Here is a 19,209-nt window from a genome sequence, read left to right on the forward strand (position 1 = left end):
ACGCTAGAGGCTGTCCCGCTCAGAGGGCACCGACGTTCTGATGTACAGAACTGTCCGCCAGGTCCCGCTCGATGCGCGCGACGGCGGTGGCGAGGTCCCTCGTCCACTCGGGGAGCCGGTCGCGGCGGTACCGCACCGTGGGCATCGCGATCGAGACGGCTGCCGCCACCATCCCCTCCGGGCACGGGACGGCCTGCCCGATCGCGGTCACGCCGGTCTCCGTGGCCTGGTCGTTGACGGCGAAACCCTGCTTGCGCACCCGGCGCAGGTCCCGCAGCAGGGCCGGGACGTCCGCCACCGGGGAGCCGGCCGCCGAGTACAGGTCGACGACCTCACCCTCGGGCCGGACCGCGAGCACCGCCCGCCCGCCGGACGCCAGGTGGGCGGGCAGCACCCGGCCCTCCCGGTCGCCCACCCGCAGGACGTGCGCGGACTCGACGGTGGCGACGAACCGGGCCTGGTCCCCGGCCACGATCACCAGGTTCACCGACTCGTCGGTCCGGGCCGCCAGTGCCTCGAGGTGCGGCAGCGCGAGCCGGCGCAGATCGGCAACCGGCTCGGGGGCCGCCGCGCCGCGCAGCACGGGACCCGCGACGTAGCGCCGATCCTCGTCCTGCTCGGCGAAGTCGCGGTAGACGAGCATCGCGAGCAGCCGGTGCGCCGTGGACCGGGCGACGCCGAGGCGCGCGGCGACGTCGGTGACCCGTAGCGGTCCCTCGTGCAGCAGCAGCGTCGCCAGGTGCAGGGCGTGGTCGACCGAGTCGATGCCGTACGCCGGCTTGTTCTTCACCACGGAATGGTAACGTCGATCGACCAGAACGCCGGCTGCGGCCGATGGCCACCCCGAACGGGGACCGGCGCGTGTCGTAGTGTCTGGCGGGTCTGCCACTTCGGGGGATGGGAACGTTCTTGGCGCGGTACGTCATGACTCGGCTCGTTGACGACATCGACGGCTCGCACGCCGTGACGACCCTGTCGTTCGGGCTGGACGGCAGCAGCTACGAGATCGACCTGTCGGAGTCCCACCTCAGCGCCTTCCGGCAGGCCCTCGCACCGTTCATCACGGCGGCCCGGGCGGTGCCGAACGGGCACCCGGCCCCCGCGCCCCGGCGGGAACCCGCGCCGAAGGTCCGGGCGGTCCCGAACAGCGACGGGATCGCGGCCGAGGCCACCGCACGTCCCACCGCCGACTCGCAGCCGTACCGGTCAGAGCCCTTCGGGTCAGAGCCCTTCCGGCAGCACAGCCCTTCCCGGGAGTCCGCCGCCGCGCAGTCCTCCTCGAAGCCCGGCCCGCTGGTCGCCGACCCGTTCAACCCGAGGTCCTGACGCCCGTTCAGCGGGCGTCGATGCGGCCCCGCAGGTCCTCGGGGAGCAGCTCACGCAGCTGCTCGGGAAGCAGCGGCAGGTCGAGCAGGCTCAGCTTCACCCGGCTGCGCTGCTGGTGGACCTCGGGATCCAGACGCACGACCAGGCCGGCGTCGGGCTGCACCGACACGTCCAGCGCATCGCCCGCCCGGGCGGCGCGCACCGGGTTGCCGTCGATCTCGACCACAGGCTCCCCGGCCTCGGGGAGCAACTCGAGCCGCAGCCGGTCGTCCTCGCCCAGCACGAGGGACCGCGAGATGCCCGACATCGCGGCGGACGGCGTCACCACGATCCCCCGCACGGACGGCGACAGCAGCGGCCCGCCCGCGGCGTAGCTGTAGGCCGACGACCCGGCGGCGGTCGCCACCACGAGCGCGTCACACCGGTAGTAGCCGTACCGCACCTCGTTGACGGCCATCGCCGCCGCCAGCGATCCGCGCCCCGGCTGTCGCACCAGCGCGACGTCGTTGAACGCGATCAGGCGCTCCTCGTCCAGCCGGACGCGCAGCGCGCTGTGCGGTTCGAGGACGAACTCCCCGGCCGCGACGCGGTCGAGCGCGGCGTCGAGCTCGGACGGCTGCACCTCGACGAGGAAGCCCAGCCGCCCCAGGTGCACGCCGAGTACCGGGACGGGCCGGTCGGCCACCAGACGCAGCGCGCCGAGCATCGTGCCGTCGCCGCCGACGCTGACGACGGCGTCGCAGCTGCGGGCGAGCTCCCCGGGTTCGACGGCGCGCACCCCGGCGCAGACCCGGCCCGCGTCGGCCGACCCCACCAGCACCTCGGCGCCGTGCCGCTGCGCCCACCGCACGACGGAGTCCACCACCGCCGACACGTCGCGCCGGGGGTGCAGGACGAGGGCGAAACGATGGGAAGCCACGGATCGGGAGCGTGCCAGATCGGCCCTCGCCCCCTCGGAACGTGCAACCGGGAACAATTCGGTGGAGACCACACGTTGGATCGATCAGGCTGGCCGCGCGGCCGATTCGCGCCGACGGCCCACCTCTCGTCTGCGTCGCCACCGCGCGGCGCGCCCACCCCCAAGTGCACGCGGGGCCGCCCCGCGTGCGCTCACAGCTGATTGGAGGCGGCACTCCCATGCCCTACTTCGACGACTGGCGCGAGCTTGCCGCCTGCCGGGACCAGGACCCCGAGCTCTTCTTCCCGCTCTCGGAGGTCGGCCCCGGCGCACGCCAGGTGGACCGGGCCAAGTCCGTCTGCGCGCGCTGCCCCGTGCGCGCCGAGTGCCTCGCGTACGCGCTCGACAACGGCCTCGACCACGGGATCTTCGGCGGCACCACCGAGACCGAGCGCAGGGCGTTCCGCCGGGCGAGCACGCCGCGCAAGGCGGCGTAGCGCGCGGCGGTCGCGCGCTCGCCGCCGACGAGCGCCCTACGATCCACCGGTGGGCCAGAACCAGGACGACGCGTTCCTGTCCTTCGCCGACACCGCCCCGGACCGGGCGGTGGAGCGGCTGCCGGAGACCAACCGCTCCGCCATGGCGATGGTGCTGCTGCTCTACCGGGTCACGAACACCGTGGTCTACGACCTGGAGTCCACCGTGCACCGGCCCGCCGGGTGGAGCTGGTCGGCGTTCCGCCTGCTCTTCACGCTCTGGATCGCCGGGCCGCAGGAGGCGAGCCGCGCGGCGGAGCTGGCCGGGATGAGCCGCGCGGCGGTGTCGAGCCTGTCCCGGACGCTGACCGCCGCGGGGCTGCTGGATCGCGGCCCCGACGAGCGCGACCGCCGCGGTGTCGTGCTCTCGCTCAGCGAGTCCGGCACGGGCCGGCTCGAGGCGGCGCTACGGGTCCACAACGAGCGCGAGGCCGAGTGGGCCGCGCTCCTCACCCCCGATGAGCTGGACGTCTTCAACAGTGTGCTCGGGAAGCTCGCGCGGGCCGCCCGGTCCGAGGAGTGGGTCAGCCACCGGTTCTGACTGGCGTTCATGGCCGGGACGCTCTACGGTCCCCATGTAGTTAAACCTTTTATCGCCGAGAGGACGACACCGTGGTCAAGCCGTTCGCCTCCTCCGCCGACACCGCCGTCAAGGAGCAGACGCTCGAGGTCCTCGCCGACGGCGTGTACGCCCTGACCGCCGAGGGCGACCCCAACATCGGGGCCGTCGAGGGCGAGGACTTCCTCGTCTGCTTCGAGGCGCTCGCCACGCCGGTGGCCGCGCGCAAGTGGCTGGACCGGCTGCGCGAACACACCGACAAGCCCGTGCGCTACCTCGTGCTCTCGCACTACCACGCCGTCCGCGTGCTCGGCGCGTCCGCGTTCGACGCCGAGGTCATCGTGGCCCACGAGACCACCCGGGCGCTCGTGGCCGAGCGGGGCAAGGAGGACTGGGAGAGCGAGTTCGCCCGCATGCCGCGCCTCGCCGACAGCGCGGACTCGGTGCCCGGGCTCACCTGGCCGACGCTCACCTTCGCCGACCGGCTGACGATCGACCTCGGCGGCGACCGCGGAGAGCTCGTGCTGCAGTACCACGGCCGCGGCCACACCGAGGGCGACATCACCGCGTGGCTCCCCCGCCAGAAGATCCTCTTCGCCGGCGACCTCGTCGAGGCCCAGGCCGCGCTCTACACCGGCGACGCGTTCCACCGCGACTGGGCGGGCGGCACCCTCGACCACGTCAAGTCGCTCGGCGCGGAGCAGCTCGTCGGTGGGCGCGGCGCGGTGAGCCGCGGCCGGGCCGAGGTCGACGCCGCGGTCGAGCAGACCCGCGGGTTCCTGCAGGTGATGCTCCGCGAGGTCGGCGCCGTGCAGCAGCGCGGCGGCACGCTCAGGGACGCCTTCGAGGCCACCCACGCCGCGCTCGTCGAGGACTACGGGCACTGGCCGATCTTCGAACACTGCCTGCCCTTCGACGTCTCCCGGCTGTGGGACGAGCTGTCCGGCATCGAGCGCCCGATCATCTGGACCGCCGAACGCGACCAGGAGGTCTGGGCTCAGCTCCAGTCGTGACCATGGACCCGGTTCTCGTCCTCGGCGCCGGCCCGGTCGGGCAGACCACCGCCCTGCTGCTGGCCCGCTGGGGGGTCCCGTCGATCGTCCTCGACCGGCGGCCCGCGCGGGACGCCGTCGGGTCGAAGGCGATCTGCCAGCAGCGCGACGTCCTCGACGTCTGGGAGGCGGTCGGCGCGGGGCGCCGGATCGCCGAGGAGGGCGTCACCTGGACCACCGCGCGCACGTTCTTCCGCGACGCGGAGCTGTTCAGCTACACGCTCGGCGACCCGGGCCGTCCGGCGTTCCCGCCGTTCGTGAACATCTCCCAGACCCGCACCGAGCAGATCCTCGACGAGCGCATCGCCGCCGAACCGCTGGTCGACCTGCGCTTCGGGCACGACGTCACGAGCGTCGAGCAGGACGGCACCGGCGTCGGCGTGCGGTGCGCCGACGGCACCCGGCTGCGGGGCTCCTACCTCGTCGTGTGCGCCGGGTCCCGGTGCGACGAGCTGCGCGGCATGCTCGGGGTGGACTTCGGGGGCCACTCCTTCGACGACCGCTTCCTGATCTGCGACATCCGCACCGACCTGCCCGGATGGGCCACCGAGCGGCGGTTCTACTTCGACCCGGCGTGGAACCCCGGCCGCCAGGTGCTCATCCACCCCTGCCCCGGCTCGACCTTCCGCATCGACTGGCAGGTGCCCGCCGGCTACGACCTGGACGCCGAGGTCGCCTCCGGAGCCCTGGACGCCCGGATCCGGGCGATCATCGGCGACCGGGACCACGAGATCGTGTGGAAGTCGGTCTACCGCTTCCAGACCCGGCTGGTCGACCGCATGCGGTGCGAGCGGATCCTCATCGCGGGCGACGCCGCACACCTGGTCTCCCCGTTCGGGGCGCGCGGGCTCAACTCGGGTGTCGCCGACGCGGAGAACGCCGCCTGGAAGATCGCGTACGTCGGGCACGGGTGGGCGCCCGACGCCCTGCTGGAGACCTACCACGACGAGCGGCACGCCGCGGCGCGCGAGAACGTCGCCGTCACGACCGCGACCATGGATTTCCTGGTCCCGCAGGACGCCGCCGCGGCCGCCCACCGGCGCGACGTCCTCTCCCGCGCAGGCGCCGACCCGGCCGCCCGCGCGCTCGTCGACTCGGGGCGCCTGTCCGAGCCGTTCTGGTACGTCGACTCCCCGCTCACCACCCCGTCCCCCACCCGACCGTTCGCCGGGCGACCGCCGCGGGGCGCCGTACCGCCGGCCGGCCCGGGCGTCCTCGTCCCCGATGCCCCGCTACACCTTGCCGTGAGTGGATACGAGGGCTATGGCACTCGTATCCACTCACGACCCCCGCGGCGGTTCCGCGAGGTCGCGCGGGATGGATTCCTGCTGCTCACCGGGAGTCGCGCCGACAGCGCAGCGGTCCAGGCCGCGGCCGCCGCCACACCCGGCCCGGTCCAGGTGCTCGGCCTCGACGAGACCGGCCTCGCGGGCACCCTCGGCGCCCACCCGGACGAGGTCTGGATCATCCGCCCGGACGCCCACGTCGCCGCCGTCCTCGGGAACCCCGCTCATCACGAGATCCGCGCGGCCCTCGCCCGCGCCACCCACTCGGGAGGAGAACCACCATGGCGTACTACCGGCGGGCCGGAGACATCCCACCGAAGCGGCACACCCAGCACCGCACCCCCGACGGGGGCCTCTACTACGAGGAGCTGATGGGCGAGGAGGGGTTCTCCTCCGACTCCGCCCTCCTCTACCACCGCGGCGTGCCGTCGGCGATCGTCGACGCCTCGCCGTGGGAGCTGCCGGACCAGAGCCTCACCGAGAACCGCCCGCTGCTCCCGCGGCACCTGAAGCTGCACGACCTCACCGGCGAGGACTGGAAGGCCGCCGACGCCGTGACCGGCCGGCGGCTGGTGCTGGGCAACGCCGACGTGCGGATCTCCTACGTCGCCGCCGGGCAGCCCTCCCCGCTCTACCGCAACGCCCTCGGCGACGAGTGCGTGTACGTGGAGTCCGGCGCGGCGACCGTCGAGACGGTGTTCGGTGTGCTCACCGCGCGGCAGGGCGACTACGTGCTGCTGCCCCGCTCCACGACGCACCGCTTCATCCCGACCGGCTCCGACCCGCTGCGGCTCTACGCGATCGAGGCCAACTCGCACATCGCGCCGCCCAACCGGTACCTGTCCCGCTACGGGCAGCTGCTGGAGCACGCGCCGTACTGCGAGCGGGACCTGCACGGCCCGGGCGAGCCGTTCCTCGTCGACGGGACCGACGTCGAGGTGCTGGTCAAGCACCGCGGCTCCCGGGGTGTGACGGGCACCCGGTACGTCTACCCGACGCACCCGTTCGACGTGGTCGGCTGGGACGGGTGCCTGTACCCGTACACGTTCAACGTCGAGGACTTCGAGCCGATCACCGGGCGGGTGCACCAGCCGCCGCCCGTGCACCAGGTCTTCGCGGGCAACAACTTCGTGATCTGCAACTTCGTGCCGCGGAAGGTGGACTACCACCCGCTCGCCGTGCCGGTGCCCTACTACCACTCCAACGTCGACTCCGACGAGGTCATGTTCTACTGCGGCGGCGACTACGAGGCCCGCAAGGGATCGGGCATCGGGCAGGGCTCGATCAGCCTGCACCCGGGCGGCCACAGCCACGGGCCGCAGCCGGGCGCGGTGGAACGGGCACTGGGCGCGGAGTTCTTCGACGAGCTGGCCGTCATGGTCGACACGTTCACACCGCTCGAGCTCGGCGAGGGCGGCCTCGCGGCCGAGGACCCCGCCTACGCGTGGAGCTGGTCGGGCCGGGGGCCGGGCCGATGACTCCCTTCGGGCTGGACAACCTGCCCTACGGCGTGTTCTCCCCGGCCGGCGGCGCCCCGCGGGTGGGGGTGCGCCTCGGCGACGACGTGGTGGACCTGTCCGCGCTGCTCGGCGACGCCGTGATCGACGACGCGGTGTTCGCGGCGCCCTCGCTCAACCCGTTCATGGCGCAGGGCCCGGCCCGGTGGGCCGAGGTGCGGGAACGGATCACCGCGCTCCTCGGCCGGGACGTGTCGGCCGCCGCCGTGCACCCGGTCGGCGACGTGCGCATGCACCTGCCGTTCGACGTGGCCGACTACGTGGACTTCTACGCCTCCGAGCACCACGCCTCCAACCTGGGACGCCTCTTCCGGCCCGAGTCCGAACCGCTCATGCCCAACTGGAGACACCTCCCGGTCGGCTACCACGGCCGGGCGGGCACCGTGGTCGTGTCGGGCACGGACATCCTGCGGCCCAGCGGGCAGCGCAAGGCCCCGGACGAGGCCGCGCCCACCTACGGGCCGAGCCGGCGGCTGGACATCGAGGCCGAGCTGGGGTTCGTCGTGGGCGTCGGGTCGGCGCTGGGCGGCCGCATCGGGGTGGACGAGCTCGCCGACCACGTCTTCGGTGCCGTGCTGGTCAACGACTGGTCGGCCCGCGACGTGCAGGCGTGGGAGTACGTGCCGCTCGGCCCGCACCTGGGCAAGAGCTTCGCCACGTCGGTCTCGCCGTGGGTGGTGCCGCTGGCGGCCCTGGAGGCGGCGCGGGTTCCGCTGCCCGGCCAGGACCCCGCACCCCTGGACTACCTGCGCGGCACGCAGGACTGGGGCCTCGACATCGAGCTCGTCGTGGAGTGGAACGGCGAGGAGGTCTCCCGCCCGCGGTACCGCGACATGTACTGGTCGCCCGCGCAGATGCTCGCCCACATGACGGTCAACGGCGCGTCGGCGCGCACCGGCGATCTGTTCGCCTCCGGCACGATCTCCGGGTCCGACCGCCGCCGGCAGGGCGGCGCGTTCATCGAGTTGACGTGGGGCGGGCGCGAGCCGCTCCCGGTGAAGGGCGAGGACCGCACGTTCCTGGAGGACGGCGACGAGGTCACGATCACGGCCACGGCCCCCGGCCCGAACGGGAGCCGGATCGGTTTCGGCGAGGTGAGCGGCAAGATCCTGCCGGCGCGGGGGTGATCCGAGCCGCACTTTCGCTGGCACGTGTCAAACACGCTTCGGCATCGTGACGTGCCCGGTTGCCGTGTGTGGTTGGGCCGCGAGTGGGTGGGGTTGGCGCGATTCTCGACGGCCGTCGCGTCGGCCGGTCGGAGATGCGTCGGGGTAGGCCCGGGTGGACCCTCGTGGATTCGCGTGGGGTGCGCGGGGTGGGGGCGGCGCGTTGCGCGCGGCGGTTCGGACGGGGCGATCCGCCGCGACTCGGACCGATCATGCGACCTTGATCGCTACGAGACCACCATGAACGCCCTCGTGAGGGCGAATTCCCGCATCTCGGATCGATCACCAACCTCCAGGGAGCGCTTCAGGTGCGCGAGCTCAGTCGCCGCCCGGAGGGGTCGCGAGGAGCTCGCCCACGGCCTCGTCGATGAACGCCGTGTCCACCGGGTTCGCCCCGCCACCGGCGAAGTGGCCCCACACGCCGGGGATCACCCGCAGCTCGGCGGTCTTCATGTGCGAGACCGCCCACCGCTCGTCCTCGGGCGGGAAGTAGAGGTCCTTCTCGGCCGGCATGACGATCGCGCGCGCCCGGATCGAGGCCAGCGCCTCCTCCGTGGACGAGAAGCCGGGGGTCGCGCCCACGTCGCCGGCCCACCAGGTGTCGAGCATCGTGAGCAGGTTGTTCGGGTCCCTGCCGTCGAGGAAGAAGCCCTCCCAGAAGTCGACCACGAAGTCCTCGAGCGAGGTGTGGCCGAGCTCGCGCCACACCTCGTCCCAGTAGAACGCCTGGGAGAAGCCCCAGCCGGCGTATATCCGTGCGAACGCGCGCAGACCGCGCACCGGGAGGGCGTCGGGTTCGTACCAGCCCTCGGCGAAGGCGGCGTCGGCGCGCATGGCGTGGCGCAGGGAGTCGAGGAACACCCGGTTGTGCGGGGCTGTGCGGGAGGACCCGCAGAAGGGCAGCATCCGCTGCACCATCTCCGGATGGCTCACCGCCCACTGGTAGGTCTGCCCCGCGCCCATGGACCACCCGAGCACGAGCGCCAGCTTCTCGATCCCGAAGACCTCGGTGACGAGCCGGTGCTGCGACTCGACGTTGTCGCGCACCGCGATCTTCGGGAACCGCGCCCGGTCCCACGGCGGCGGCGTGTTGGACGCCGAGGAGGACAGGCCGTTGCCCAGCATGTTCGGGACGATGATGAACCAGCGGTCCGGGTTCAGGGCCTTGTCGGGCCCGATGAGCCACTCGTTGTCCCAGTGCCGTCCCGAGTACCAGGTCGGGTAGACGATCGCGTTGTCCTTCGCCGCGTTCAGCGTCCCGTAGGTCTGGTAGGCGACCCTGGCGGGCCGGAGCGTGGCGCCGCAGGCCAGCGTGAAGTCCGGGATCTCGTGGACGTGATGGGGCGCATCGCGGCCGGTCACGACGACACCGCGCACGTTCCCCGGTCCGCACGGGCGGGCCCGGCCGCGGACGGCCGGATGTCGACGTCGAAGATCGCCGTGGGCAGGTAGAGCGAGCAGCACGCGTTCGGGATGTCCACCACGCCGCTGACCCGGCCCTCGATGGGCGCCGCACCGAGCAGCAGGTACGCCTGGGCGCCGGAGTAGCCGAACTTCGTCAGGTACTCCACGGCGTTCAGGCAGGCGTTGCGGTACGCGACCGTGGCGTCGTTGTAGAGCTGGGTGTCGCTGCCGTGGTCGACGCCGATGCCGATGAACGTCACGAACTCGGAGTACTGCGGCTCCACGTTGCCCGGTATCAGGATCGGGTTGGTGGTGACGCCATAGGTCTGCATGCCGCCCTTGATCAGGTCGACGTGGAAGTCGATGAAGCCGCCCATCTCGATGGCGCCGCAGAAGGTGATCTCGCCGTCGCCCTGGCTGAAGTGCAGGTCGCCGCCGGAGAAGAGGGCACCGGGGACGTGCACGGGGTAGAAGACGCGCGAGCCGCGGGTGAAGTTCTTGATGTCGTGGTTGCCGCCGTTCTCCCGGGCGGGCACGGTGCGGGCGCCGTCGCGGGCGATCCCGGCGAGCACGTCGCCGGAGGCGGTGCCGCCGAGGGTGCTCTCCGGTAGCGGCGGCAGCGCGAGCGGCGGCACGCGGTCGGGCTCGGTGGCGATCAGCGCGCGTTCGCGGGTGTTCCACCGGGCCAGCAGGTCGGCCGAGGGCGCGGTGCCGAACAGGCCGGGGTGGGTGATCCCGGTGAACTCCACGCCCGGGATGTGCCGGGACGTGCACTTCTGCCCGGCGAAGTCCCAGATCGCCTTGTACGCGTCCGGGAACCGGTCGGTGAGGAAGCCGCCGCCGTTGGCCTTGGCGAAGATCCCGGTGTAGCCCCACCCCTGGCCCGGTGCGTCGCCGACCTCCTGCGGTACCGGCCCCAGGTCGAGGATGTCGACGACGAGCAGGTCGCCGGGCTCGGCGCCCTCGACGTGGATCGGCCCGGAGAGCATGTGCGCGCACGTGAGGTCGACGTCGCGCACGTCGTTCGCCGAGTCGTTGTTGCCGATCTGGCCGTCGGTCCACTCCCGGCACTCGACGCGGATGGACTGCCCGGGCCGCACGGTGACCGCGGGCGGGATGTCGGGGTGCCAGCGGTTGTGGCCGGGCACGGCCTGGTCGCGCATCGAACGGGCCTGGTCGACGGAGAAGACGACATCGGGCATGCGGGCCTCCTGGATGCGGGTTCAGGGCCGGGGCAGCCGGGCGTGCCGCGGGTCTTTCGTGACCGGTGTGGCGCGCCGGGAGCGGCCCGGCACCGACGTCACGACCTGCGGGGAGTCGGCGCTGCGGGCACCGGCGTCGAGCGCCCGCCGCACGGCCGGGTCCAGTCCGCGCAGCGCGGGAGCGCCGAACACGCGGGCCGCCGGGAGCGCGCAGCCGGGGCACGTCGTCTCGTGCTCGGACTCGGCCATCGGGCGACGGAGTTGGAACCCGCCGCAACGCGGACACCGGTAGTCGTAGGTCGGCACGGCCACCCCTGACAGCAGAGACACTGTCAGATGAAACTATTGCGATGGAAAGGTTCAGTCAAGGCGCCAACTGCGCGAGCACGCCGAGGTCCAGCCCGTCCGCGCGCGCCAGGTAGACGCTCTGCACCAGGTGGTTCCCGGCCATCCGCACCGTGCCCCGCGGGCTGTCGTAGGCGAGGGCGTCGGCCGCGGCCGCCCACTCCCCCGGCACCAGACCGCCGGCCCGCTCGGCCAGCCGCGCGAGCAGCGTGACGCCCTCGTAGCAGGACTCCCCCAGCGAGCCGACCACCGGCGCGTCCACCCCGAAGCGCTGCGCGTAGCGACGCGAGAAGTCCAGGCCCGACGTGGTCGGCAAGGCCTCGAAGAACCCCGCCGACGCGTACAGCTCCCGAGTGGCGTCGGCACCGGTGGCCAGCACCATGTTCTCCTCCATCAGCGGGCTGAACCGCACGCACGCCGCGTCGAGCCCCGCTGCGGCGAAGGCGCGGTTGAAGCGCACCGCGTCCGAGCCGACCAGCAGCATCAGCACCCCGCGCGCGCCGCTGCGCTCCACGCGCCGCACCGCCGGGGCGAAGTCGAGGGTGCCCAGCGGGACGAACACCTCGTCGACGACGTCCACGTCCGTGCTGTGGCGGGCGTAGTCGCGGACCACCCGCGCCGACGCGATCGGCCAGACGTAGTCGTCGCCGACCACGCACCACGTGCGCACCCCGAGCTCACACGCCATCCAACTGAGGGCCGGCAGCAGCTGTCGGTCGGGCGTCTCGCCCGCGAGGAAGACGCCCGGCGTCCGCTCACCGCCCTCGTAGAGCGGGCTGTAGACGTACGGCACCCGCCCGGACACGATCGGCGCGACGACCTGGCGGACCGCCGAGATGTGCCACCCCGTGACCCCCTCCACGGCACCGGCCGAGACGAGCGCGTCCACGTCCCGGGCGACCACCGCGGGCGCCCGCCCGCCGTCCACGACCCGCAGCCGCAGCTCCCGGCCCAGCACGCCGCCCGCCGCGTTGATCTCGTCGGCGGCGAGGAGCCCGCAGGCCTCGCACGACGGGCCGACGATCCCCGCGGGCCCGCTCCGCGGGATCACGAACGCGATCTCGATCGTGTTCCGCCCCATCCGACCTCCCGCTCGTGATCGATCGGGTCGTTCGGTTCGAGATGACAGTGTTTACGATGACAGGGTTCGCGTCACGGGTTCGTTTCCGGTCGGGGAGGTCGACGTGTCGTCCGCGATACCGGAGCTGCTCAGCCAGGTCGAGCACCTGGTCTCGCGGCGGGTGGAGGCCGCGCTCGGCCCGGGCGGCCCCACCCTCGACCAGTGGCGCGTCCTCACGCACCTCGCAGACGGCGACGGCCACCCGATGAGCGAGATCGCCGCGCGGGCGATGGTGCCCGCCCCCACCCTCACGAAGATCGTCGATCGGTTGGTGGACCGCGCGCTCGTCTACCGGCGGGCCGACGACGCCGACCGGAGGCGGGTGCTCGTGTTCCTCTCCGACCACGGGCGGGCCGAGCACGCCCGGCTCGCCCCCGCCGTCGCGACGGTGGGCGAGTCGTTGACCGCCGATCTCGGCACCGACGCCGGCCTCCTGGCGGCGCTCCTGGAACGCCTGCGGGAGCGATGAGCCAGGCCCCGATGTACGAACGGCACTCCGGTCCGACAGAGCGGTACGGGCGTGCCGGTCGTACCAGCGCGCTGCTCGCCGTCGGCGTGGTGCTCGTGGCGTTCAACCTGCGGCCGGCGATCACCAGCGTCGGGCCGCTGCTCGACCAGGCCCGGGCCTCGTTCGCGGCATCCGCCGGATGGGTCGGGCTGCTCACCACCGTGCCCGTGCTGTGCCTCGCCGCGGCGGGGGCCCTCGCGCCGCGGCTGTCCCGCCGCCTCGGGCTGCGCGGCGCGATCGCCGTCGCGCTCGGCGCCATCACGGCCGGGCTGGTGGTGCGGGTCCTCGGCGGCCCGACCCTGATGCTCGTCGCCACCGTGGTCGCGACGAGCGGGGTCGCGATCGCCGGCGTGCTGGTGCCGGTGGTCGTGCGGGCCGGCTTCCCGAGCCGGATCGGGCTCGTCACCGGTCTCTACACGGCTGCGCTCCAGGCCGGCGCCACGCTCGGGTTCGCGCTCACCCCGCTGCTCGCCACGGGTCTCGGCGGCTGGCGGCCCGCCCTCGCGAGCTGGGCCGCCCTCGGCGCGATCGCGCTCGCGGGCTGGTTCGCGTGGGGCCGCCCCACCTCCACGCCCACCGGCCCGGTCGCAGCCAACGACCGGCGCTCGCTGCTCGGCTCGCCACTGGCGTGGACGGTGACCGCGTTCTTCGGGCTGCAGGCCTTCGTCGCGTTCGCCGTGATGAACTGGCTCCCGCTCGCCCTGATGGACCGCGGGGTCGGCCGCACCGATGCCGGCCTCCTGCTCGGCGTCCTGTCCATCGTCGCCCTCCCGGTGAGCCTGCTCGTCCCCCCGATGGCGGGCCGGGCCCGCGGTCAGAGCGGTTGGATCCTCGCGCTGAGCGCCTGCGGCGCGGCCGGGCTGCTCGGGCTCCTGCTGGTCCCCACCGCGGGCCCGTGGCAGGTGCTGCCCTGGGTGCTGCTGCTCGGGCTCGGGATGAGCGTGTTCTCCCTCGCCCTGACCGTCATCGCGCTGAGGGCGTCGTCCGCCGCACGGACGGCCGACCTGTCCGGCATGGCGCAGGGCATCGGGTACGTGATCGCCGGCACCGGGCCGTTCCTCGTCGGGCTGCTGCACGAGAGCACCGGCGGCTGGACCGTGCCGTTCGCCGTGCTGCTCGCGGTCGTGGTGGCCCAGGCCGGCACCGGCGTGCTCGCCGGCCGGCCGCGCACCCTCTGACGACGCTCGCGGGACTGGTCTTCATCGTCGCGGTCTGGTACGAAATGCGCATGGTCGGCCACGCATTCCTCGTGCGCCGACGGCACGTGGACCACTGCGTGGTCTGCAGCAGCGCGTGTCGCCTTCCGCGCTGAACTCTCCCTCCCCTCTCTCTGCCAGTCCCACTCCTGCCGCGCGCATTCGCCGACCGCGCGCGGTCGATCCCGGAGGAATGCATGACCACGACCGATGCCCCCATCGACAACGGTGTCAACGTCGAAGCCCTCGTCGGCGTGCGCGACGCGCTGCCCGACACCCCGGAGCTCGCGCAGTTCCAGTGGCGCACCACGGTCTCCTGGGTCAAGGGCACGCACAGCCGCTCCACCGTGGAGACCTTCCACGGCTTCAGCGACGAGCAGCGCCACAAGGCCGTCTTCAGCTACGACGCCGACCATCCCCTCGCCTTCGCGGCCGAGGACAACGGCATCACGCCCGTCGAGTACGTGCTGGTGGCGCTGGGGAGCTGCCTGACGGCCGGCATCGCGTCGGTGGCCCAGCAGCGGCAGATCCAGCTGCGGTCCGTCGAGGCCACCATCGAGGCCGGGATGGACCTGCACGGCATCCTCGGAGCCGACCCCGACGTCCGCAACGGGTTCGACGGCGTCAAGGTCCACTACGACATCGACGCCGACGCCACGCCCGACGAGATCAAGGCGCTCGTCGCGCAGTCGCAGAAGCGCTCGGCGGTCTACGACATCCTCACCAACCCCACCAACGTGAGCGTGACCGTCTCGGATTGATCGCGACGATGCCGCGGACCACCACCGTCGTCATCGGGGCGGGCCACTGCGGCCTGGCCATGAGCCGCTGCCTCACCGACCGGGCGATCGACCACGTCGTGCTCGAGCGCGGTGAGGTGGCGAACTCGTGGCGCACCCAGCGCTGGGACTCGCTGCGGCTGCTCACCCCGAACTGGATGACCCGCCTTCCCGGGTACCGCTACGGCGGCGACGACCCCGACGGCTACCTCACGGCGCCCGAGGTCGTCGAGCTGATCGGCACCTATGCGAAGGAGGTGGCCGCGCCGATCTGCACCGGGACGACGGTGACGGCGGTCCGGCCGGGGCCCGACGGCTTCACGGTCGAGACCGACGGCGGCCCGTGGCGGGCGCGGACGGTGGTGCTGGCGTCCGGCGCCCACACCGCCGCCTCGGTGCCCGCCGTCCGGGAGGGGGTGCCGGAGGGGATCACCCAGATCGCCCTGGACACCTACCGCAACCCCGGGCAGCTGCCGGAGGGCGGCGTGCTCGTCGTCGGCGCCGCGGCCAGCGGGATCCAGATCGCCGGCGAGGTGCACCGGTCCGGGCGGCCGGTCACCCTCGCAGTCGGGGAGCACGTGCGGATGCCGCGCACCTACCGCGGCCGCGACATCCTCGCCTGGATGGACGCGACCGGCCTGCTCGACGAGCGCTACGACGAGGTTCCCGACCTGTTGCGGGCCCGCACCCTCCCGTCGATGCAGCTCGTCGGCTCGCCGGAGCGCACCACGATCGACCTCAACACGCTCACCGGCGACGGCGTGCGGCTCGTCGGCAGGCTGGCCGGGATCCGGGACGGGATCGCCCAGTTCTCCGGGTCCCTGCCGAACGTGTGCGCCCTGGCCGACCTCAAGCTCGGCCGGCTGCTGGACGGCATCGACGACTGGGCGGGAGCGGGCGGCGACCGTCCGCGGGCCGCCGCGACGCGCGTCCCCGACCCACCGCCGCTGACCCTGGACCTGCGTCGCGGCGAGATCCGTTCCATCGTGTGGGCCACCGGGTTCCGCCCCGACCTGTCCTGGCTCGACGTCCCGGTGCTCGACCGCAAGGGCCGGGTTCGTCATGACGGCGGCGTCACGCCGTGGCCGGGCCTCTACGTTCTCGGCTGGCCGTTCCTGCGGCGCCGCAAGTCGACCTTCATCGACGGTGCCGGCGCGGACGCGCAGGACCTGGCCGACCACCTCGTCTCGCATCTGGCCGACGCGTAGCGCCGCGGGTCCTGTCCGCGAGTCCTTCTCGCATGAGCGCATCGATCCTCCCGCCGCCGGACGAGCACCTCACGACGGGCTGGGAGCCGGACGTGCCGGCCGAGGACACCCTGGTCCGGCGGGCCGTGCTCGTGCACGCGTCGTGGTCGACGGCGGTCGCCACCGCCGCGGGGCGGCCCTCGCGGACCGGTCCGCGGTGGGCCGGGGGCTGGATCGGCGACCGCGGGGCGCTGACCAACCCGGTCCTCCTGTTGCAGCCGCTGGTCGATCCCGCCGGGGTCCTGGCCGAAGTCGGCTCCCTGTTCCCCCGGCACGTCCCCTACCTGCTGGTGAGCGCGTGGCCCACCCCGGACCTGCGCCCGCACGGCCTCGGCCTGGTGGGACATCCGCCGCTGATGGTGCGCCTCCCCGGGCCGGGGCCGGACGCGGCGCCGCCGGGGGTCGACGTCCGCGAGGTGCGCGACGCGGACGAGCTGGCGGTCGCCGAGCGCGTCCTCGTCGAGGGCTACCCGCTGCCGGAGCTGGAGCCGCTGACGCCCGGTGACCTGCTCGACCCGGCGCTCCTGCGGGCGACCACCCGGGTCTGGATCGCGTGGTCGGACGGGCGGCCGGCCGCGGTGGCGGCGGCGCACCAGCACGCCGGCGTCACGCTCGTCGAGTTCGTCGCCACGCTGCCCGCGGCGCGCGGCCGCGGCGCCGGCGCCGCCGTGACCTGGGCGGCCACGCTCGCCGACCCGGCGCGGCCCGCGGTGCTCATCGCCAGCGACGACGGCCGGCCCGTCTACGAGCGGATGGGGTACGTCGCCGTCGAGCGGTGGACGGTCTGGCTGCGGCCGGAACGGGAAGGCTGATCACGTGCGGCCGAGCCCTTCGCTCGACGTGAGCAGCTGCCCGGCCCGCCGCGCCGCTCCGGGCCGGGCGAGCACGAGGACGATGCCCAGCAGGATCCAGGCGGCGGAGATCGCCGGGAAGATGCCGGCCGCACCCTCCGGGTACGGCACGACGTTGCGGAGCAGCGTGTAGCCGAGCAGCACCAGCGCGAGCGCGGGCACCACGATCTCCCAGACCGCCACCTCCCGGCGCCCGGCGAAGAAGAGCAGCCGCGCGGCGCCGATCGTGGCGAGCGCGTAGACGACGAGCAGGATCAGCGTGCCGATCGTCCCGGAGGCCACGAACAGCGTGAACGGCTCCCCGCCCAGCACGAACCAGGTGAGGCCGATGATCACGTACATCGCGACGACCACCGCGACCGTCGCACGTGCCGGCGTCCCGCGGGCCGGCGAGACCTGCGCCAGCGCGGCCGGTCCGACCCCGTCGCGGGAGAGCGCGAAGAGCAGCCGCGCCGCGCTCACCGCGCAGGCGAGCGCGCACGCGAACGCGCTGATCGCGGCGCCGATCGTGATGAGGTGCCCGACCCAGGAGGCGACGTACTGCGTGCCGAGGTCGCCCAGCAGGGACGACGACGCGGTGAATGCGGCCACGCCGGCCTCGTCGGTGCCGAAGCCCATCACCTCGACGGCGGTGACGAACACGAAGTAGACGCCGCCGAAGATCGCCGTGCCGAGGATCGCCCGCGGGATGCTGCGGCGCGGGTCGCGGGCCTCCTCGCCGAGCGTGGCGGCGGCCTCGAACCCGGCGAACGACAGGAAGCCGAACACGACGCCGAGGAACACGGCCGAGGCGTCGGTGCCCGGCGCGACGGTGAAGACCGACAGGTCGATCGTGTGCCCGTCCGGGGCCGTGCCGGCGGCCAGCCGGACGAGGATGATCACGGAGACCACCAGGATCAGCGCCACCGTGACGCCCTCGATCGACAGCAGCACCCGCGTGCCCCCGCGCACCGGGGCGATGGCGAGGGCCAGCACCGCGAGCAGGGCGATCGCCCCGACGGCGAAACCCGCCCACGGCGGCTGGCCGGTCCAGATCCCGAGCCCCTCCAGGAACGCGGCGCCGAAGATCCCGGCGGCCGTCGACGTCACCACCCCGTAGAACGTGTACGTGCCGAGCAGCGCCCAGCCCGCGACGACGCCCGCCCGTGGCCCGAGCGTGGCGCCGACGAACCCGTAGACGCTGCCGGCGTGGTTGAACCGCTGGCACAGCCGCACGAACGTGTACGCGATGAGCAGCACGCCCACCGTGGCCAGGGCGAACGCCAGCGGCACCGCACGCCCGACCGTGCCCGCCGTGCCCTGCGGGTTGATGTTGGCCGCCATCGAGGGCGCCATGAGGGCCAGGGAGAGGCCGATCGCCTCCCACACGCTCAGCCCGCGACGGAGCCGGGAACCCGTGGTCGAGCTCTGCGCCATCGCAGTCACCCCTTCCGACCAGCAGATGATCGACCCAAGCCGGCCGGAAGTCACTGGGTGGGCGGGAATCGTCGCCCGGGTGGACGCACGAGACCGAGCCGATGATCAGGCCGGATGCGGCTCGGGATCGGCCAGTCGCTCGACGCGCTGACCGGTCAGGTCAGCGATGAGGCCGAAGTCCTTGTCGACGTGCAGAACGGTGAGCCCGGAGAGCTCGGCCGTGGCTGCGATCAGCAGATCCGGGATCGATGGTGCCCGACGCCGACCACGGTCGGCGAGGAGCAGCAAGACCTCCACGGCCCGGTCCTCGATCGCGGGGGTCGCGTACTCGACCGGCATCCGCGACAACGGGGAATCACGCAGACCTTGCCGTAGATCGGCCGACGATCTCGCCGAGTAGCCGACTTCCAGCCTCGTGACCGTCGCGACGCGAACGAGACCTCGTTCGATCCTCCCGGCCCACAGGTCCGCGTCGGAGCTGGAGCCGAGGCGGACGAGAGCCGACTTGTCGATCAACCACGGCCCTTCGGCCCGTGAGATCACCGCCACGCCTGATCGATGACCTCCGGATCGCCGAGGTCGTGGAAGGTATCAGCGAAGCGGCGGAGGTCGTCGGCCACGAGCGCGGGCCCCCGACGCTGCTTCAGCTGGCTCAACTCTCGCCGGACGTACTCATTGCGCGATATCCCCAACCGCGCCGCCTGCGCGTCGATCGCGGCGACGACGTCGTCCGGCAAGTCTCGAATCAGTACGTCTGCCATCTCGAACCTCCTGATATCAGATGATATCAGGACCGCTCGG

Annotated in this window: 21 protein-coding genes; 12 read left to right on the forward strand and 9 right to left on the reverse strand. The window is 73.1% G+C overall.

What is annotated here, in order from left to right; translation table 11 throughout:
* Positions 1-19: 19 nt before the first annotated feature.
* Positions 20-790 carry an IclR family transcriptional regulator gene (locus ACU436_RS01600; RefSeq protein WP_459020813.1) on the reverse strand — a complete coding sequence of 257 codons (771 nt, stop codon included), beginning with the start codon at positions 788-790 and terminating at the stop codon, positions 20-22.
* A gap of 134 nt (positions 791-924) precedes the next feature.
* On the opposite strand from ACU436_RS01600, the gene ACU436_RS01605 reads away from it, so the two are divergent.
* Positions 925-1,326, forward strand: coding sequence for an Lsr2 dimerization domain-containing protein (locus tag ACU436_RS01605; RefSeq protein ID WP_459020814.1), 402 nt, complete (start codon positions 925-927; stop codon positions 1,324-1,326).
* Between the two features lie 7 nt (positions 1,327-1,333).
* Here the strand turns inward: ACU436_RS01605 and ACU436_RS01610 are convergent, their stop codons facing one another.
* Complete coding sequence (locus tag ACU436_RS01610) at positions 1,334-2,245, reverse strand: NAD(+)/NADH kinase (protein WP_459020815.1); 912 nt, start codon at positions 2,243-2,245, stop codon at positions 1,334-1,336.
* Between the two features lie 218 nt (positions 2,246-2,463).
* Here ACU436_RS01610 and ACU436_RS01615 point away from each other — a divergent pair, with 218 nt between their 5' ends.
* From ACU436_RS01615 to fahA, 6 genes are all read left to right on the forward strand, one after another.
* Positions 2,464-2,721, forward strand: a complete 258-nt coding sequence (locus ACU436_RS01615) for a WhiB family transcriptional regulator (protein WP_459020817.1) — start codon at positions 2,464-2,466, stop codon at positions 2,719-2,721.
* 49 nt (positions 2,722-2,770) lie between these two features.
* Complete coding sequence (locus ACU436_RS01620) at positions 2,771-3,301, forward strand: MarR family winged helix-turn-helix transcriptional regulator (protein ID WP_459020819.1); 531 nt, start codon at positions 2,771-2,773, stop codon at positions 3,299-3,301.
* Positions 3,302-3,372: 71 nt separating this feature from the next.
* Positions 3,373-4,332 carry an MBL fold metallo-hydrolase gene (locus tag ACU436_RS01625; RefSeq protein ID WP_459020821.1) on the forward strand — a complete coding sequence of 320 codons (960 nt, stop codon included), beginning with the start codon at positions 3,373-3,375 and terminating at the stop codon, positions 4,330-4,332.
* Positions 4,333-4,334: 2 nt separating this feature from the next.
* Positions 4,335-6,029: an FAD-dependent monooxygenase gene (locus ACU436_RS01630; RefSeq protein WP_459020823.1), complete on the forward strand. Its 1,695-nt coding sequence runs from the start codon at positions 4,335-4,337 to the stop codon at positions 6,027-6,029.
* Positions 5,939-7,135, forward strand: a complete 1,197-nt coding sequence (locus ACU436_RS01635) for a cupin domain-containing protein (protein WP_459020825.1) — start codon at positions 5,939-5,941, stop codon at positions 7,133-7,135. Before ACU436_RS01630 ends, ACU436_RS01635 begins: the two co-directional genes overlap by 91 nt.
* Positions 7,132-8,301, forward strand: a complete 1,170-nt coding sequence (fahA, locus tag ACU436_RS01640; RefSeq protein ID WP_459022586.1) for a fumarylacetoacetase — start codon at positions 7,132-7,134, stop codon at positions 8,299-8,301. The genes ACU436_RS01635 and fahA overlap by 4 nt, the downstream gene beginning before the upstream one ends.
* A gap of 357 nt (positions 8,302-8,658) precedes the next feature.
* On the opposite strand, the gene ACU436_RS01645 is transcribed toward fahA, so the two are convergent.
* The 4 genes from ACU436_RS01645 to ACU436_RS01660 are packed head-to-tail and all read right to left on the reverse strand — an operon-like array spanning position 8,659 to position 12,372.
* A complete protein-coding gene (locus ACU436_RS01645; protein WP_459020827.1) occupies positions 8,659-9,702 on the reverse strand; it encodes an alpha/beta fold hydrolase in 1,044 nt (347 codons plus the stop codon).
* The gene (gene fmdA / locus ACU436_RS01650) at positions 9,699-10,946 is read right to left on the reverse strand and encodes a formamidase (RefSeq protein ID WP_459020829.1); all 1,248 of its coding nucleotides are present in this window, start codon (positions 10,944-10,946) and stop codon (positions 9,699-9,701) included. The genes ACU436_RS01645 and fmdA overlap by 4 nt, the downstream gene beginning before the upstream one ends.
* Positions 10,947-10,967: 21 nt before the next feature.
* Positions 10,968-11,276: an FmdB family zinc ribbon protein gene (locus ACU436_RS01655; RefSeq protein ID WP_459020831.1), complete on the reverse strand. Its 309-nt coding sequence runs from the start codon at positions 11,274-11,276 to the stop codon at positions 10,968-10,970.
* Between the two features lie 34 nt (positions 11,277-11,310).
* A complete protein-coding gene (locus tag ACU436_RS01660) occupies positions 11,311-12,372 on the reverse strand; it encodes a substrate-binding domain-containing protein (protein ID WP_459020833.1) in 1,062 nt (353 codons plus the stop codon).
* Positions 12,373-12,475: 103 nt separating this feature from the next.
* Between ACU436_RS01660 and ACU436_RS01665 the strand changes: the two genes are divergently transcribed.
* From ACU436_RS01665 to ACU436_RS01685, 5 genes are all read left to right on the forward strand, one after another.
* Positions 12,476-12,880 (forward strand): MarR family winged helix-turn-helix transcriptional regulator, encoded by a 405-nt coding sequence (locus tag ACU436_RS01665; protein ID WP_459020835.1) that lies wholly within the window; start codon positions 12,476-12,478, stop codon positions 12,878-12,880.
* On the forward strand, positions 12,877-14,097 hold the full coding sequence (locus tag ACU436_RS01670) for an MFS transporter (RefSeq protein ID WP_459020837.1): 1,221 nt from the start codon (positions 12,877-12,879) through the stop codon (positions 14,095-14,097). The genes ACU436_RS01665 and ACU436_RS01670 overlap by 4 nt, the downstream gene beginning before the upstream one ends.
* Before the next feature lie 215 nt (positions 14,098-14,312).
* Positions 14,313-14,876 (forward strand): OsmC family protein, encoded by a 564-nt coding sequence (locus tag ACU436_RS01675; RefSeq protein ID WP_459020839.1) that lies wholly within the window; start codon positions 14,313-14,315, stop codon positions 14,874-14,876.
* 8 nt (positions 14,877-14,884) lie between these two features.
* The gene (locus tag ACU436_RS01680; protein ID WP_459020840.1) at positions 14,885-16,102 is read left to right on the forward strand and encodes an NAD(P)-binding domain-containing protein; all 1,218 of its coding nucleotides are present in this window, start codon (positions 14,885-14,887) and stop codon (positions 16,100-16,102) included.
* A 32-nt stretch (positions 16,103-16,134) separates the two neighbouring features.
* Positions 16,135-16,953 (forward strand): GNAT family N-acetyltransferase, encoded by an 819-nt coding sequence (locus ACU436_RS01685; RefSeq protein ID WP_459020842.1) that lies wholly within the window; start codon positions 16,135-16,137, stop codon positions 16,951-16,953.
* On the opposite strand, the gene ACU436_RS01690 is transcribed toward ACU436_RS01685, so the two are convergent.
* The 3 genes from ACU436_RS01690 to vapB form a co-directional block, all read right to left on the reverse strand.
* On the reverse strand, positions 16,954-18,408 hold the full coding sequence (locus ACU436_RS01690; protein ID WP_459020844.1) for an APC family permease: 1,455 nt from the start codon (positions 18,406-18,408) through the stop codon (positions 16,954-16,956). It lies immediately after the preceding gene.
* A 105-nt stretch (positions 18,409-18,513) separates the two neighbouring features.
* Positions 18,514-18,957, reverse strand: coding sequence for a PIN domain-containing protein (locus ACU436_RS01695; protein WP_459020846.1), 444 nt, complete (start codon positions 18,955-18,957; stop codon positions 18,514-18,516).
* Positions 18,948-19,169 carry a type II toxin-antitoxin system VapB family antitoxin gene (vapB, locus tag ACU436_RS01700; protein ID WP_459020848.1) on the reverse strand — a complete coding sequence of 74 codons (222 nt, stop codon included), beginning with the start codon at positions 19,167-19,169 and terminating at the stop codon, positions 18,948-18,950. Before vapB ends, ACU436_RS01695 begins: the two co-directional genes overlap by 10 nt.
* Between the last annotated feature and the right edge of the window lie 40 nt (positions 19,170-19,209).

Source organism: Pseudonocardia wallangbongensis (assembly GCF_054486945.1).